The 15,622-nt window shown below is 43.8% G+C and carries 9 protein-coding genes; 6 read left to right on the forward strand and 3 right to left on the reverse strand.

From position 1 onward, the window contains the following. Positions 1–43: 43 nt before the first annotated feature. The gene (locus ACT3QR_RS01805) at positions 44–2,236 is read right to left on the reverse strand and encodes a DNA primase (RefSeq protein WP_444519680.1); all 2,193 of its coding nucleotides are present in this window, start codon (positions 2,234–2,236) and stop codon (positions 44–46) included. A gap of 138 nt (positions 2,237–2,374) precedes the next feature. Next, on the reverse strand, positions 2,375–3,562 hold the full coding sequence (locus tag ACT3QR_RS01810) for an outer membrane protein assembly factor BamD (RefSeq protein WP_444519681.1): 1,188 nt from the start codon (positions 3,560–3,562) through the stop codon (positions 2,375–2,377). Between the two features lie 756 nt (positions 3,563–4,318). On the opposite strand from ACT3QR_RS01810, the gene ACT3QR_RS01815 reads away from it, so the two are divergent. Together ACT3QR_RS01815 and ACT3QR_RS01820 are read left to right on the forward strand one after the other, a co-directional pair. Further along, the gene (locus tag ACT3QR_RS01815) at positions 4,319–5,554 is read left to right on the forward strand and encodes an RluA family pseudouridine synthase (protein WP_444519682.1); all 1,236 of its coding nucleotides are present in this window, start codon (positions 4,319–4,321) and stop codon (positions 5,552–5,554) included. A 40-nt stretch (positions 5,555–5,594) separates the two neighbouring features. Then, a complete protein-coding gene (locus tag ACT3QR_RS01820; RefSeq protein WP_444519683.1) occupies positions 5,595–6,473 on the forward strand; it encodes a polyphenol oxidase family protein in 879 nt (292 codons plus the stop codon). A 235-nt stretch (positions 6,474–6,708) separates the two neighbouring features. Here the strand turns inward: ACT3QR_RS01820 and ACT3QR_RS01825 are convergent, their stop codons facing one another. Next, positions 6,709–7,965, reverse strand: coding sequence for a YeeE/YedE family protein (locus ACT3QR_RS01825; RefSeq protein WP_444519684.1), 1,257 nt, complete (start codon positions 7,963–7,965; stop codon positions 6,709–6,711). A 696-nt stretch (positions 7,966–8,661) separates the two neighbouring features. On the opposite strand from ACT3QR_RS01825, the gene ACT3QR_RS01830 reads away from it, so the two are divergent. From ACT3QR_RS01830 to ACT3QR_RS01845, 4 genes are all read left to right on the forward strand, one after another. After that, positions 8,662–9,279, forward strand: a complete 618-nt coding sequence (locus tag ACT3QR_RS01830) for a flavodoxin family protein (RefSeq protein ID WP_444519685.1) — start codon at positions 8,662–8,664, stop codon at positions 9,277–9,279. A 947-nt stretch (positions 9,280–10,226) separates the two neighbouring features. After that, positions 10,227–11,939, forward strand: a complete 1,713-nt coding sequence (locus ACT3QR_RS01835) for a xanthine dehydrogenase small subunit (RefSeq protein WP_444519686.1) — start codon at positions 10,227–10,229, stop codon at positions 11,937–11,939. Positions 11,940–12,017: 78 nt separating this feature from the next. Continuing rightward, positions 12,018–14,591, forward strand: coding sequence for a xanthine dehydrogenase molybdopterin binding subunit (xdhB, locus tag ACT3QR_RS01840; protein ID WP_444519687.1), 2,574 nt, complete (start codon positions 12,018–12,020; stop codon positions 14,589–14,591). Beyond that, positions 14,584–15,555, forward strand: a complete 972-nt coding sequence (locus ACT3QR_RS01845) for an XdhC family protein (RefSeq protein WP_444519688.1) — start codon at positions 14,584–14,586, stop codon at positions 15,553–15,555. Before xdhB ends, ACT3QR_RS01845 begins: the two co-directional genes overlap by 8 nt. Positions 15,556–15,622: the final 67 nt, after the last annotated feature.

Raw genomic sequence — 15,622 nt, forward strand, 5'->3', positions numbered from 1 at the left:
GCAGCTGCTAGACTTTTAAAGGGTCAACATTTGAAATTAAAAATTAAGATTGCACAGTGACCATTTGTGCAGACTGCTCTGCCTGCTGCGCGCGCAGCCAATCATTTAATAATTGAGTTTGTTTACGAACAATCGCAAGTTTAATATGATCAGGGTTCTGTACCAGCTCTTGTATTTTTTTCTTCATATTACGCTCAAGTAACTGACTAACTAACTCTTCGATCAAGCCATCAAGTCCCAAAATATTGCGTGCGGTTAACGCTTTATAAAATCCGCCCCAATTACGGCTGAGCATATCTTGGGTCGCAGGTTTCACATTCGATAAGATGAAATGTGCCGCTGCGTTAACATCTTTTGGTAGGTAATTAAGACAGCGCTTGATGGTACTTACGATGTCTAGCAGCGCAGCATCTTGCAAGTCTTCCCAGGCAAGAGGGCGAAGAGTATCAGGCGATGCTTTTTGTTTAATATGAGCAGGCAGGTGTAAGCCATTAATCCCTGACTGTTGCCAAATCGACTCAATAGGGTCATCGATTAACGTTCGAGGCTGAAACAAAAAGCAAAGCTGCAATTGCTGACTGATGGTCATATCACCATCAAAATCTAGCAGCGCGTCTTTAGCCTCGACATTTTGACTGCGCCTGCCACCCAGCTTTTGATAAACGTCATTGTTGAGCAAATAACGAAAGCTACTGCCTTTGGGTAAGGCCGTCGTCAACGAGCGTACTTGGGACATGAGCTTGGCTTTGCCTTCAGCCAGACTCAAGTCATAACGTTCACTCAGATACGCAAAGATATACTGCGATAGCGGCATGGCATTAGCGATTTGCTCACGCATGGCATCGCTGCCCTGACTCTTAATAAAAGTATCAGGATCATGATTGTTAGGCAGCGTTAAAAACCGCAGCTCTTTGTCATCGGCCAATACAGGCAGAGCCACTTCGAGCGTACGCCAAGCGGCTTTTTGTCCCGCACTATCCCCATCAAAGCTCAAAGTAAGTGTCGGGTTAAGTGTCAGTAACCGTGATATTTGGCTTTCATTAATCGCTGTACCCATCGAGGCGATTGCTCCATAGATACCTGCTTGATAAAGAGCGATCACATCCATATAGCCTTCGACCACCAGCCAGCTGTCGGCGCGCTGCTGACGCGATTCATAATAGCCATACAGTACATGCTGCTTATGAAAGACAGGTGAGTCTGAGGAGTTGATATATTTAGGCTTTACTTCGTCATCAAGGGCTCGACCGCCAAAACCAATAGTGCGGCCTTGGTTATCACGAATTGGAAAGATGACTCGGTCTCGCAATAGATCGTAATCGCGTCCAGATTCTGATTGGCGCACCAGTCCTAATGCTTTTAGTCCCTCAATATCCTGTGGGAATTGATGCTCAAGATGTTGCCAGCCAAATGGTGCGTAGCCAAGACCAAAAGTCTCAAAAATATCTTCAGTGATACCGCGTGATAAAAAGTAATGTTTGGCATGAGGATGCGTGGTCAAGTTATGCTGATAAAACTGCTGAATTTGCTCTAGTAGCTCATATAGATTGCCATCTTTATCATCGCTTTGCTCAATACCATGAGCATCATGCATACCAGCGTTGGTATCCGTATCGGCTAGCCATGCTGGCGGGTAGCCGCTGTCATCTGCGTGGATCGCTGAATGGTCTGATGAATAGGCTTCTGAAGGGTAAGCGTCCATCGCGTAGGCCGCTGAATCATATGCCTCTAATGGCGGAAAATTCTCGTAGCCCTGATTATCATCATAACTTGGCTGGTCTATGTAATTTTGGGCACTTTGAGCGCCATTGTCTTGATGGTTGCCTTTATGTATGTTGCCTTGATTGACTCTACTATGTTCTAGCGTTGGGCTAGGCACATTTTGTACAGGTGGAGTAATAGGTTTGGGTGCACGACGTTGATAACTAACGTTGTGTTGTTCTTCTTTTGGTACTTCGATGCCCGTTTGTTTTGATAGTTCATTGACCGCCTCAATGAACGTTAAATTCTCATAGTCACGCAGAAAACTGATGGCATTGCCACCCACGCTACAACCAAAGCAGTGGTAAATATTTTTTTGTGGATTGACATAAAAAGAAGGCGATTTTTCACCGTGAAAAGGGCAGCAGCCTTTATATTCGCTACCAGCGCGTTTGAGCGTCGTATGTTTGCCAATGATGCTGATCAGGTCAGCTTGGCTATTTAATTGGTCAAGAATATGGTTAGGAATGCTCATACAAAAAACAGTTTACCATAGGTCGATTATGTTGGGGCAAAGCTAATAATATACTGCTAGAAAAATAAGGCCAACATAATGTTGACCTTATTATTGATAGAGCAGACTGTGTAGTTTTACTGAGTTAGTACTGTCTAATTATTCACTATCTACATCATCGTTAGGAAGGGTAGTACGTCTGACTGGATTGGTGTTTTGTGGATCGACGTTGGCTTCTCTTGCAGTTGAGCCAGTGCTTGATTGACTAGTCACACGCTCAGCTGAAGCTTCAGGTAGACCTAAGCCTAAGCTAACACCATTCCCTGTAGCAGCATTATTTGCTACTGGGGCGTTGGCGACTGGAGTATTGGCAGGTGCAGTGTTTGTCCCTGCTAGTCTTAACTGGGCCGCATTACGAATCATCTGTGTCTTGGTTGCACCATTATACTCGCCAGATGCTACTGATTTGTCAGTCGTGTTCGAACGACCAAGTTTGCCAAAGGTGATTTTGTTAAGCCAAGTACGGTCACGTTTGGTGCTTAATTTCACACTACCATTGCTGGTCAGCATTTCTGGGTAGTTGATCTGCAATAGCGTTTTGTACTCATTTGCCAAGTCGGTTAGACCAAGTTTTTCGTGGCTATAAGCCAATACTGCAAGCGCATCTGGCGTTGATTCACTAAGCGGGTAGTACTGGAATACCCATTTGGCACGGTTAACCGCTGCTACATACGCTTCACGTTCAATATACCAATTGGCAGCAGCCATCTCACTTTCAGCAAACTGATTGTAGATGAACGTCATACGCTGAGCAGCATCTGGTGCATAAGGGCTATTCGGATATTTATTGATAAGCTCTTGGAAATTGGCAAAGGCAATACGCAAATATGCAGTATCACGCTCAGCTTGGTTAAGCTTAAATAGTTTTAGGCTCTCAGATGAACCTTCCATATTGGCGACGCCGCGCACATAGTAGGCGTAACTGACTTGTGGATTAGACGGGTAGAGACGGATGAACTGCTCAGCACTTGACGCCGCCATCTCATATTTGCCGCCTTCGTACTGCGCATACATCATGTCAAGCAAGGCTTGCTCAGCGTATTGTCCTGTCGGGTAGAATGTACGTAGATTGGTCAGCTCTTCAATACCTTGGATATAATGACCTTTGTCAATCTGATCGACAGCCTCGTTATAATATCCTTGCTCTGACTTTTCAGCTGTTTCTATTGCCTCACCATCTTTGGCGCCAGTTAGGTTTTTGAAAGTCTGGCAACCCACTAGATTGACGCTAAGCGCTAGTAGAGTTATTGAGGACAGTTTGATAAACGTATTGCCAACAGCTTGCATACTTCTTCTCCGACACAAGGCGCATAATAGCAGCAGCGCTATCATGCTATATAAAAGGTTAGTGATAAAAAACGACGCTAAATAGTCAGCGATCCACAAGCAAAAATTTTTTATCGAATGCAGTTTTTGTTATGACGTATTGTACTGATAGATTGGGTTTGATACATCGCGCCTTTATAATAAGCCAGTCATAGACCACATGCATTTAACCATAGTCAAACGGTTTGAATGTAAACACGGCCAACAAACCCCAGTGCTATTTTCATGCTGTATCTAAATACGGCATTCGTATACAGTGCCATAGCATACAGCAAAACATGGCTATACTTTATAGAATAACATTTGCTACGTCTATTTTTTCGCCATCTATATTGTATAGGCAGTTTAACATGAGCGGCTGTTACGAGCGATATCGAATGTCGCTAGCATGAGTAAATATACAGTAAATTACAGCAATGTTATGTTCTAGAGAGTTAATTGATGCACCTTACTGCCCAAAGTTATGCTCAAATATCAACAGATACCACGCACTTCTATAGGGCTTATGCGCGCGGCATGATACACTAGAGCGGTATTGTCTTCGCTTTTTTGTAACGTGAAGGTTGTTATTTGCCATTTGTAGGCAAAAAACTATAATCAAAAAACGAAAATTTTTTATACTGCTATTTATCATACTATTTTCGAAGTCACCTCACAGAATACTGTCAGGGACTTTGCCATGTATCAATATACCAATCCGCTATGAATAATGATGCCATGACTACCCATTTATCACCGAATCAATCGCTAGATACTGATTCATCAGCACAAGAGTCACCAATGCCAAATGATGTTTTGAACAATAATGAGCTACCTGATAGTCAAACAATAATAAATGAGCCAGTGCATAATGATGCTCTTGATAATGAAGAGATACTCATCGATGATGGTAATGATCTGAACGATAGCGACATTGATGATAATGATATTGATGACAGCGACATGGACGGTGACGACGATGAAGCTCCAGTAGCGGGTCAAGCTGTACCAGTGATTGTAGAAATGACGCATGTGGTCACAGAAGATCAGGCTGGTCTGCGTATTGATAAGGTCGCCTCACAAGCGTTTTCAGACTTTTCGCGTGTACAACTTCAGAACTGGATTACTGACGGCAGTTTGCTATATAACGGTAGTGTCCAAAAACCAAAAGTCCGTGTCAAAGCAGATGACGTATTGCATCTATCAACGACGTTACAGCAACATGGCGAAGACCAACCAGAAAACATAGATATTGATGTCGTCTATGAAGATGATGATGTATTGGTAATCAATAAACCTGTCGGTATGGTGGTTCATCCTGGCGCTGGTAATCAAAACGGTACTTTGGTCAATGCATTGCTATATCATTATCCTCAGCAGCATCATTTACCGCGTGCAGGTCTGGTGCACCGTATTGATAAAGACACCTCTGGATTGCTACTGATTGGTAAAACCAAACCTGCTCAGATGGCACTGATGGAACAGCTAAAAGACAAGTCTGTTTATCGTCATTATAAGTGTGTGGTTGCAGGGGATCAGGCGAGCTTATCTCGTCATCGTCGTATTGACGCACCGATTGGCCGCCATCGTAACCAGCGTACTAAGATGACGGTGATGACTGCCGGTCGCGAAGCAGTAACGCATCTGCTAAATGTCACACCATTAAACGAAAATTACTGTCTACTAGATGTTGGGCTTGAGACTGGACGTACGCATCAAATTCGCGTGCATTTAAGTCACGTTACTTATCCACTAGTCGGTGACCGCGTCTATGGCGGCCGTCGTCAGTTGCGCTCCGGATTGACAGAAGCCCAGCGCCAAGCTATTAATAATTTCCCGCGCCAAGCATTGCATGCCTATACGTTAGGATTCGTGCATCCGACGACAGGTGAGGACATTGAAGTCACGACGCCACTACCTGAAGATATGCAAAAACTCATGGAAGTGCTAAGCGACGGTTATTATGAAGAGTAAACGCTAACGTTTACTAGATGAGAGGTTAGATCGAGCAGCCATGACGAATACGTTTCCGATGACAATGATTGCGCAAATTGATGATGTGGCTGTTTTTCAGACGGCTGCTTTTGTGTATGATGATATTGATGATTCTGCTGCTAAAAACCAGCGTACAGGGTATGAGGGTCAGTCAAATTATGGCGAGCTAAATCTAGGTCTGCATGTCAATGATAATGCACTACAAGTATTAGATAACCGCATGAGTCTATTGGCTGCTATCAATGAGCAACTGACAGATAAGTCTGCACAAAATGAGCAGCATGAGGCTATTAATCGCTTACATTGGGTCAGTCAGGTTCATGGTAAACATATTCATGATGTCGATGCTACTACACTGAATATGGCGCCACTGTCTGCTGATGCGATGGTCAGTCAACAAAATGGTCGCGGTCTGGCAATCATGACGGCAGATTGTGTGCCTATCGTGTTATATCAACCTACCAGTGGCAAAATCGCAGCGATTCATGCAGGCTGGCAAGGATTGGCCTGCGGTGTGATACAAGAAACTGTTAATCGCTTTACCGATTCAGGCCCTATTCAAGCTTGGATAGGCGTTTGTATCAGTCAGGAAAACTATGAAGTAAATACAGACGTTCGCGATAAACTATTATCTGGGTGTATAGCTAACCAGACGTTATCACAGGCACATATCGATAACTTTGTGTCGCTATTTTCTATATCGTCTTATGATGACAAGATAAAGTTGGATTTACCGAAGCTTGCTGCCATGCAGTTAGAAGCTACTGGGGTTACAGTGATGAATAGTTTACCTGTCGACTGTAGCTATGCAGATACTCACTATTACTCGTATCGCCGTCAGACTCATATGCAGCAACCTGCAACGGGTCGGATGGCACTGGTCATCGTTCGTCGTTAGCAGCTTTATAGTCAGCGAACTACTAAACCGCTACGGTGTTACCCTCCCTATATGTACTATATGTACAATCTACGGTCGGCTGCCTTGTAGCTGTTTTAGATTTCTTTGACTATATAATAATGAATAGTAGAAACAAAGTGATAAACAATAAAAAAACAGCAGATTATTCTGCTGTTTTTTTATTTAAGTACTACATTTTTATTAACCTAAGGTCTGCATTATTACAACATATGTATTAGCAAACGGAGTCGCTAGATTTTGGTACTGATAAGCCAAATAAAGGACGTAAATATAGTGCCAAGAACGTACCTGCCATTGCCAGTATGCCCCAGATATAGCCATGTAAGCTAAAAGAAGCGATACCACCGAAGTAAGCGCCGATATTACAACCAAATGCTAGACGTGCACCGTACCCCATCATCAAGCCGCCAATGACCGATGCTGCAAAGTTACCAGTAGTAATCTTAGTAAACTTAAACAAACCACCCGCAGCAGAAGCGATAAACGCGCCAATGATGATGCCGATATTCAATACAGTGGTCGAATCTGCAAATATAGAAGCTTCAAGCGCTGCTGCATTGGCGCCTTGCCAATAGCCCCAGCTAGCCACATCCATGCCAAAGCCGCTTGCAATTTTAGAGCCCCACAATGTAAATGCTGACGTAATGCCCCACGGTTGACCACGTGTAAGTAATGTCAGACCGTTAAGTAAAGCCAGAACGATTGCGGCAGCAAAAAGCGGCCAAGAACCACGAAAGATTCGTTTCCAACCAGACTCAGAAGGTACGGGCGCCATCTTTGGTGCGTTTCTTTTTTTCTCAACGACTAACGTCACCCATGCGATAATGCCGAATATGGCCAGCGACACCAGCCATGCCCCTGTATAACCAAGACCTGTAGAGGTTGCCAAAGAGAAAGGCGCATAAGCGGGCATCTCTTCTGTCCAGAATGGCAAGTGATAAGCACCAATCGTGGCGCCCACTATGAAGAAAATAAAGGTGATGAACATAACAGAGCGTCCACCGCCTACCGCATAGAGCGTACCAGAGGCACAGCCGCCACCAAGTTGCATGCCGATACCGAATACAAATGCACCTACAACTAGACTGACCCCTAATGGCGCGACATAACCTGCGACAGGACCGCCAAATAGCGTCGTGCCATAAGCAAGTATTGGCGCAAACAGCGTGACAGCAACCGCCAACATTAGCATGTGAGAGCGCATCGCTTGACCGTTGCCCACTGCCATCATACGTCTAAAAGCAGAGGTAAAGCCAAAGCGGGCATGAAAAAGGGTATAGCCTAACAATAGACCTATGCCAAGTAATAGTGATTGAGAGATATGTTGAGTGGCTAATAGATACGCGAGCACTATTACTCCTACGATGACGCCTCCCATAATCAAGGGTTTTTGAGGCGCATCTAATGCCAGATCATCTCTGATGATAGGATCTTTTGTATCGTTTACAGGTTGAACGAGAGTAGTAGTCAAGGTAATAGCTTCCTTATCCGATGATGTTACCAGATATCATTTTTATAAGAATTTATATGGGTATGGTCACACAGGTTTGCAGAGGTAAAAACTATACTTCTGCTAATTCGACTAATATGGTTAAGCAGTAAGAAACGCTACATCATAATCCTATTGTCATTAATGTAAACATAGGGGGGTTAGAAAAAATAGAATTAGTATATGATGATATGGAATAAATAAGCTACTGTGTATGTCACCTGATACTAACAGCTACTTATAATTCTGATAATTATAGATTTATAAATCATTTAAGAATAATTTTTGCTACTTGAGTGTTTAATAGGAAACACCTATTTATACAAAATAATTTAATAGTATATATGCTTTTGTTAGATAGACTTTAATTAATAACTTAAAAAGAAAAATACGTCTGATACAATAGACTTGAATTCAATGAAGGTCATCGCATATATACTGGTATGTATACGCTGTTCTACAGAGATTATATTTTTGGTCCCTCATCATTGATACTTCGCCAATTAGATTGACTTAGAAATACTTTGCTCGGTTCTAGTATAGTTCCTGACAGTTCGAGAATTTAAGCTATCGATAAGTACTTATCAACGGAAATAGCGTCACTAGCTGTAGACTGTGGCTAAGTATCCAATATTTTGTAAGTTTATATTCAACCAATTATTTATTATTAGAGTACGTATGAATACACCTGCTAAATCGTCTGACACCTCTATATCTACTGACAATACGCCTAATGTTTCAATCGCTGTTATCTTCCATAGTAATTATGGGCATACCAAGCGTGTCGCTGAGGCGATAGTACAAGGTGCGCATCAGCAATTGCCAGAAGCGCAAGCCAAAGCTGTCGATGTTTATGATGTTGATTGGGATTATTTAGATCAGGCAGATTTGCTGGTTTTTGGCAGCGCAGTGTATATGGGTAGCGTGACGGCTGAGTTTAAGACCTTTATGGATGAGACATCCAAGCGTTGGTATCATCGTAAATGGGAAGGTAAATGGGCAGCAGCGTTTGCCAATTCGGGTGGACTGAGCGGTGATAAACTTGCTGTATTGCAGCAGATTTCTCTATATGCGATGCAGCATGGTATGAACTGGATTGGTCTGCCATTGATGCCGACAGGTCATGAGGCTCATGATTTGAACCGTCTCTCTAGCTTTTTAGGTCTAATGACTCAGTCACTTGATGGCCCACCTGAAGAGACACCAGGTTCTGGTGACATTGATACTGCTATTTGGTTTGGAGATCATCTGGCCAAAACGATTATTAAGCATCAACCAGCTGATACTAAGCGCTAAAAACAGCTAGAGCCAACAGAGTAATGAAACGAAAAAGCAGACATTATCGATGTCTGCTTTTTTTGTGGCAATTTTTATTGAGCGATCAGTCAGTTAAGCCCCCAGCTCTTTTTATTGAGCAACAATCTTGGTAGGAGCAGGGTTCACGGGGATAGGGTTGTCAACAAATTGAAACGATTGACAGCCTCCTAATAGCATCGTTGCTACTAGCAAATAGGTAAGCGCTAATGACTTCATAGTAATATCTCAAAAACGATTTTGGCCCAGCGACCTGTCACAACTAGCCATCATCAGAAGCATAGCGGTGAAAAGTTAGGCTTATTTTTAGACATTATATATAAAATCATCTGACTATAGCAGTTTAAAGACGATATATGTATTTGATGCTGTTTTTACGCACGTTATCTCGTTGTTTGTCGTATAAATTATCTAATACATAATTTTATTTACCATATATTAAATTTAAAGTATTTATAAAAACAGCATCTGATATTGAGTAGCCTGACTATGAATAAGGTCTACAAAACGTATAGCTATTTTCTTATGTTTGAGTTATCCACCAATTATTCGCCAACGGTGAGATAGTATCTATAGGCATTTTAACGGGTTGTGTTATAAATAAGAATAGTGATAATATGTTGAAAGCTGACCAAATAGTCAAGTATCCTAACGTACGAGTTTTCTAACAAAATTGTTCGATGAACGCTAATGTTTGCAGCCAATTATATCTGGTATAGAGAGTGAGCTTTACCCGATCCAATCCTCTCGTATGATAAAAATGTGCTAGTAAGCAAAGCCGCACATACCTTAGAAATTATAAAACAGTAGAGCCGTATTTAAACGGTTGCAATATGATACTAACCAAGCGCTTACGTTCAGCATTTAAGCCACCAAATTCCTTAAGCCTTATGCTTATCTTCATTATTTTATTTTAGCCGAGTCTTGCTATGATTAGTTTTTACTTAAATGGGAAACGCCACGAGCTAACCCAGATTAACCCTAATACGACGGTGCTTGAGTATCTACGATTGCATGAAGGCCAAACGGATACGAAGGAAGGCTGTGGTAGTGGTGATTGCGGTGCCTGTACCGTGATGGTTCAGCGCCTGCCTAATACTAGCCAGCAAGTGCTTAATACTGAAAATGGTGATGAAAAAAATACGACGCCACCGTTCTATACAGTCAACTCCTGCATTACGCTAGTGTCGCTCATGGATGGTCACCATCTGATGACAGCCTCTTACTTGGCAGATAACCCTGAAAATCATCCAGACCGTGCACTACTTCATCCAGCGCAGCAAGCGATGGTTGACTGTCATGGGTCGCAGTGCGGTTTTTGCACGCCTGGATTTGTGATGTCACTTGCCTGCGTTTACGAAAATAACCGTATACAGACAAGTAAAAATGCAGCGAGTCGGAGCGATGCCAAGCAATTAAGCTATGATGAAGTGGTTTCGTCAATATCCGGCAACCTATGTCGCTGTACAGGTTATCGTCCGATTATTGAGGCGGGCCTACTGATGAGTGATATCGGTCAGCAGAGAGAAGCAGAGCAGTCAGCGGTGAAAGACCTAACTATCAGTTTAGCGACAGATGCAATGGGCAGTACAGGGAAGTCAGTAGTTTCTAACAACGAGCCAACCGAATTACAAAATCAAAAGCCGAAAGCTATTGCACCTGCACTCAATGATGCTGGGCGACAGTTATATATGCCTAAAACATTAGATGAGCTGAATCAAGTCTTAGCAGCCAATCCACAAGCAACGATTTGGGCAGGCGGTACGGATTTGGGATTGAGCGTAACCCAGCATTTGGTTGATCATGAGGTTATTATCCAGCTTTCAGGTGTTGAGGCACTAAAGTCATGGTCGCTATTTGACACAAAGTCTGACTCGAGCAATACAGAGGCGGATAACAATCAGGTCTCTAGCCAGTCACTGATACTGGGCGCTGGCATGAGCTATCAGCAGATGTTGCCTGTGCTTGAGCAGTATTTTCCAAGCTTTGCGCAAGTATTTGAGCGTATTGCTTCTCCGCAAATTCGTAATATGGGCACCATCGGCGGCAATATCGCTAACGCTTCGCCGATTGGTGACTTGCCACCGATTCTATTGGCATTAGATGCGTCAATTCATCTGCGTCATTGTGTACCTAATCGTGAAAAATCAAGTAGCGATTCAAATAATAGCGACGCTATTTATACAGATGAGATCATACCATTATCGGAATTTTTCTTAGATTATAAAAAGACCAAACTGCAAGCAGGCAGCTATATTGTCGCTATTCATATTCCTTTGATTCATGACAATCAGCACTTATTCATTCATAAAATTAGCAAGCGCTATGAGGATGATATTTCAGCGTGTCTATTGGCTGCGCGAATTGATGTGTCAGCAGATGGCATGACAATAGAGGATGCAAAACTTGGGCTTGGCGGCATGGCGGCCATACCATTATTAGCTGTAAGGTGTCAGCAAGCGCTCGTTGGGCAAGCGGCTGAAGTTGCAAGTTTTGAAAAGGCAGCACAAGTCTTGTCTGCAGACGTTACGCCTATGACCGATGTCAGAGCCAGCCGTGAATATCGCTCACATGTGGTACAACGTTTACTGGTGAAGTGCGGTAAACAGTTGGTAGCAGATAGTCAAATAGAGACTACTTAACCAATAGCGTTGTTTGCTGATACTGCCTAATTCTTATATTTGCCAAAAATAAAAAAGCATCAATTAAAGAGATCCATTATGAGCCATCATTCGTCCTTATTTGACAGTTATAGTATCCGCCGCGTGCGTCCGCCAAAAAACAAAATTGGTACCTCGGCTAAGCATGATAGTGCGATTAGCCATGTCATGGGGACGGCGACTTATGTGGATGATATTGCAAAACCGCAAGGCACGCTACATCTGGCAGTAGGTAAAAGTAGCCACGCCCATGCACGTGTATTGAACATGGATTTAAGCGCTGTTAGAGATGCGGATGGGGTGGTAGATGTTTTAAGTTTTAAAGACTTACCTGCGCAGACGGATATCGGTGCGGTGTTCGACGGTGAGCCACTGATGGTGGATGACATCACAGAGTATGTGGGTCAGACGCTATTTGTAGTAGTAGCGAGCAGTCATCGCGCTGCCAAAAAAGCGGCTACCAAGGCAGTGGTAGAGTATGAGCCATTGCCAGCAGTACTTAGTATTGATAAAGCGTTAGAGCAAGAGTTGTTTGTGCGTCCGAGTCATTTTATGAAGCGTGGTGACGCGGCGACTGCGCTTGAGAACGCACCGATTCGCATTGAAGGTCATATTCATATGCGCGGGCAGGAGCACTTTTATCTCGAAGGCCAAGTGTCTTATGTCGTGCCTTGTGACGATGGCGGGCTAGAAGTGTATACCTCTTCACAGCACCCAAGCGAAGTACAGCAACTGGTCGCTGAGGTGACCGACTTACCATTTCATGCGGTAAACACAGTCGTACGCCGTATGGGTGGCGGTTTTGGTGGTAAAGAGACACAAGCTGCTGCTTGGGCATGTCTGTGCGGTATTATCGCTAAAAAGTATAACGTCCCTGTCAGCATGCGCTTAGATCGGCAAGACGATATGGTCGTGACAGGTAAGCGTCATGAGTTTGCCAACCGCTATGAGGTTGGTTTAGACGAGTCTGGTCGTATATTAGGTGTTGATATGCAATTGGCTGGCTTGTGTGGTTACGCGCCAGATTTGTCTGACGCCATCGTCGATAGAGCGATGTTCCATTGTGATAATGCCTATTATTATCCAGCTGCTCATGTTGCGGGTCATCGCTGTAAGACACATACGGTATCTAATACTGCCTATCGAGGATTTGGTGGTCCGCAAGGTCTGATGACTGCTGAATATATGATGGACCATATTGCCTATACGCTGGGGCAAGATCCATTACAAGTGCGTTTGGCAAACTTGTATCAAGATGGTCAAAGCACCCATTACGGTCAGACGATTGAGCATTTCGATTTGGCGACCATCATGACCAAACTGGCAGACGATTGCGATTATGACAATCGCCGTCAGCAAATCCTAGAAGCCAATCAAAAAGCTGCCGCTGAAGGCAGTGATAAACGTTTGGGTCTTGCTCTAACGCCAGTAAAATTCGGTATTTCATTTACAGTGCAAACGCTCAATCAGGCAGGTGCATTGGTACATATTTATACTGATGGCAGTATCCATCTCAATCATGGTGGTACGGAGATGGGGCAGGGTTTATATATTAAAATCGCCCAAATTGTTGCCAATGAATTTGATGTGGATTTGGATACGGTGAAAGTATCAGCGACGCGCACAGATAAAGTGCCTAATACTTCACCAACTGCCGCGTCATCAGGGACAGATATTAATGGTAAGGCAGCACAGAACGCTTGTCTAAGCATTAAAGCTCGCATACTTGAATTTGCTGCTGAGCATTTCGAAGTGGCGCAAGAAGACATACTCTTTGAAAAGAACCATGTCTATATTGGCGATAAAGAAACACTGACTTTTGCTGAGATGATTCAACTGTCGTACCAGAACCGTATCAGCTTGTCGTCTACTGGCTACTATAAAACGCCTAAGATATTTTATGATCGCTCTAAAGCATGGGGACGTCCGTTCTTCTACTTTGCTTTGGGTGCAGCTTGTGCTGAGGTTGAGATTGATACGTTGACAGGTGAGTACCAAGTACTACGCTGTGATGTGCTGCATGATGCAGGACAATCGATCAACCCTGCCATTGATATCGGTCAGATTGAAGGGGGTTTTGTGCAAGGTATGGGCTGGCTCACGGCAGAAGAGCTGATCTGGAATGATAAAGGAAAGCTCGCATCTGATAGTCCTGCTAATTATAAAATTCCAACCGCGCATGACTTACCTAAGCAGTGGAATGTCAAATTGTACGATCGCAAAAACGAAGAACAAACGATTTATAACTCTAAAGCCGTTGGCGAGCCGCCGTTTATGTTGGCAGCCAGTGTTTGGTGTGCCCTTAATAATGCGGTCGCGAGCCTTGGCGATTACAGAAAGAATCCAGAGCTGACCATGCCTGCGACGCCAGAAGCTGTACTAAAAGCAGTGATGCGCATGCAAGGCACGTCGTGGGATTTAACAACTAAAGCAGATACAGACACGATTGATAGTTTAGTAAAAGGCGCAGAAGAGAACAGTGACCTTTACAACGAAAAAGCAATGCCGCAAGACGTACGTCATGCTAAAGACATCGATCCAAAAGAAGTCGAAGGTAAACAAACCGATGATCAGCCTAACGCGATAGAGCATCCAAATGTAGCAGGGGCAAGAGGTCCTGCGCACAGTGAATGAGTCGTTAGCACCGCCAGTCGTTTGGTATGAAGGTCTAGCGCAATATCAGCAGCAAGGCATTGCTCACGTGTTGGCGACGGTCGTGGCTGTGAATGGATCTGCTCCTCGAGCGCTACAGGCAAAAATGATTGTCACGCAAGATAGTATCGTGGATACGCTAGGCGGCGGCGGTCTAGAGCACGACGTTGTCAATACGGCACGGCAGCTATTGAATGGTGAAATAGCGGCAACGGTAACAAAAGAAGTAAAACCAAAAGTCGCTGAAACTGACGGTGAAAGCACGTTAATACCTTCTAAAGCAGTGCGCCGTGATGCTGTCTACACCAAGCACTACCCGCTAGGTGCAAAGTTGGCACAGTGTTGCGGCGGTAGCGTCACCGTTATGTTCGAATGCTTCAATGTAACGCCACCGATGTCAGTACTAGTGTTTGGAGCAGGGCATGTGGCATCATCGCTAATGACCATCCTATCTGAGCTACCTTGTCAGGTAGATTGGGTGGACAGTCGCCCAGAGATGTTTAAGCGTTACTTAGTGGATAAATCTACTACTAATCAATCACCACTGTATAACTTACCGGCACATATCCGACCGCATATCGATGATGAGCCTGTAGATTTTGTACGCCCATTTATCGAGCAGGGTGGTCAGCGTTTTATTCTGGTTATGACTCATGACCATAGTGTTGATTTCGAGTTAGTGCGGGCGGCATTAGATACTATTTCTGACATGAGCGCATCACGTGATAAATGCTCAGATACTTTGACACCTTACATAGGTTGCATTGCCTCGGCAACCAAAGCCAAGCGTTTTAGAGATCGTTTGATGCAGCGTGGCTACAGTGGGCAACTGGTCAATCAGTTGGTCATGCCAATTGGATTGCAAATTGGCGGAAAAGAGCCGATGGCGGTGGCGATTTCTATCGTGGCACAGCTCCTACAACAGTATCATCAGGCTACTTCTTGAACGGCTCACCTCATATAAATTTTATACTTTTCATTAAATCATTAAAGCGCTCAGTACTATCAAACCA

Source organism: Psychrobacter sp. AOP7-B1-25 (assembly GCF_052376195.1).
Taxonomy (GTDB): domain Bacteria; phylum Pseudomonadota; class Gammaproteobacteria; order Pseudomonadales; family Moraxellaceae; genus Psychrobacter.

Excerpts from the sequence above, each read along its gene's own strand:
- ACT3QR_RS01805 (WP_444519680.1), bottom strand. The coding sequence starts at position 2,236 with ATGAGCATTCCTAACCATATTCTTGACCAATTAAATAGCCAAGCTGAC.
- ACT3QR_RS01810 (WP_444519681.1), bottom strand. The coding sequence starts at position 3,562 with ATGCAAGCTGTTGGCAATACGTTTATCAAACTGTCCTCAATAACTCTA.
- ACT3QR_RS01815 (WP_444519682.1), top strand. The coding sequence starts at position 4,319 with ATGACTACCCATTTATCACCGAATCAATCGCTAGATACTGATTCATCA.
- ACT3QR_RS01820 (WP_444519683.1), top strand. The coding sequence starts at position 5,595 with ATGACGAATACGTTTCCGATGACAATGATTGCGCAAATTGATGATGTG.
- ACT3QR_RS01830 (WP_444519685.1), top strand. The coding sequence starts at position 8,662 with ATGAATACACCTGCTAAATCGTCTGACACCTCTATATCTACTGACAAT.
- ACT3QR_RS01835 (WP_444519686.1), top strand. The coding sequence starts at position 10,227 with ATGATTAGTTTTTACTTAAATGGGAAACGCCACGAGCTAACCCAGATT.
- xdhB (WP_444519687.1), top strand. The coding sequence starts at position 12,018 with ATGAGCCATCATTCGTCCTTATTTGACAGTTATAGTATCCGCCGCGTG.